Origin of the sequence: Mesorhizobium sp. M7A.F.Ca.MR.362.00.0.0, from assembly GCF_004023175.1 — a bacterium.
Taxonomy (GTDB): domain Bacteria; phylum Pseudomonadota; class Alphaproteobacteria; order Rhizobiales; family Rhizobiaceae; genus Mesorhizobium.
The window spans coordinates 1-1,042 of the sequence record NZ_RZTF01000794.1; the positions used below are offsets into that span (position 1 = coordinate 1).

Below are 1,042 nucleotides of genomic sequence, written 5' to 3' on the forward strand. Positions count from 1 at the left end.
GAATGCGACAGTGAGCGGCAGGACGAAGCCGAATAGGGCCGCGGCGCCGGCGTATTGCAGCTTTGCGAAGCTTCCAGCTCTCAGGTCCGTCCAGGCGTAGCCGAAGACCGGCCGCGGGTCCGCATTGATGCTGTCGAAGAGAAAATGCGATCCGGTCCTGTACCAGTCGGTCGCCGCGTATGCGACCACAAACAGCAACGCGCCCAGCGCCACGGCCATCAAGGCCAGAAAAATCCTGCCGGCGATCTTTTCCATAATGCGACCTCGTCACATCGTCTCAGCCTTCGTGAACTTGATTTCGCTGATCGATCGGCGTCCGCCGTCGCCGCGCACCATCTGCACGACCACCGGGATCACCTCGCGCAGATAGTCGAGAATCTCGCTGCGAGAGAGCCCGACATTGCTTTGCATGACCATGAGGGCCAGGCGCTCGTAGGCCGAGCGGGCCGAGTTGGCATGAACGCTTGTCAGCGAACCAGGATGGCCGGTGTTTATGGCTTGCAGGAACGAAAATGTCTCGGCACCGCGCAATTCGCCGAGCAGCAGCCGGTCGGGCCGCATGCGCAATGACGCCTCGAGCAGCTGTTGCGGCGTAACCCTGGCAAGGCCTTGGTCGCCTTTCGAGGCAAGCAGCGTCACGGTGTTGGCCGTCGCCGGCTTGAGTTCGCGCGTATCCTCGATGGTTATGATGCGCTCATGAGAGGGAATGATCTTCAACAACGCATTGAGGAAGGTTGTTTTGCCGGTCGACGTGCCGCCAGAGACAATGAGGGAAATCCGATTGCAAACCGCGTATTCCAGAAATTTCAACGGCGAGGTGTCGTTGAGCATCTCGGCGAGCTGCTTTTCTTCGGCCGAGAGCGCCAGGCCACTACCCATCGCGGTCTGCTCGAAGGCGCCCATCTTGGCGTAGTCGCCAAGGGTCATGTCCATGATGACCTGCTTGCGGATGGAGATCGCGCCGCCATCGGGTGCCGCCGGCGGGAGCACGCATTGAAAGCGCTCGCCTGAGGGGAGAGCTGCCGACAGGACCGGGGTGACC

2 protein-coding genes are annotated in these 1,042 nt (G+C 61.3%); both read right to left on the minus strand.

Annotated features, from left to right (window positions below; all coding sequences use genetic code 11):
* On the minus strand, positions 1 to 255 hold a 255-nt coding region (locus tag EOC06_RS37730), incomplete at its 3' end, for a hypothetical protein (protein WP_164899017.1).
* A 12-nt stretch (positions 256 to 267) separates the two neighbouring features.
* A partial coding sequence (gene virB11 / locus EOC06_RS37735) for a P-type DNA transfer ATPase VirB11 (RefSeq protein WP_128310143.1) occupies positions 268 to 1,042 on the minus strand: 775 nt, incomplete at its 5' end.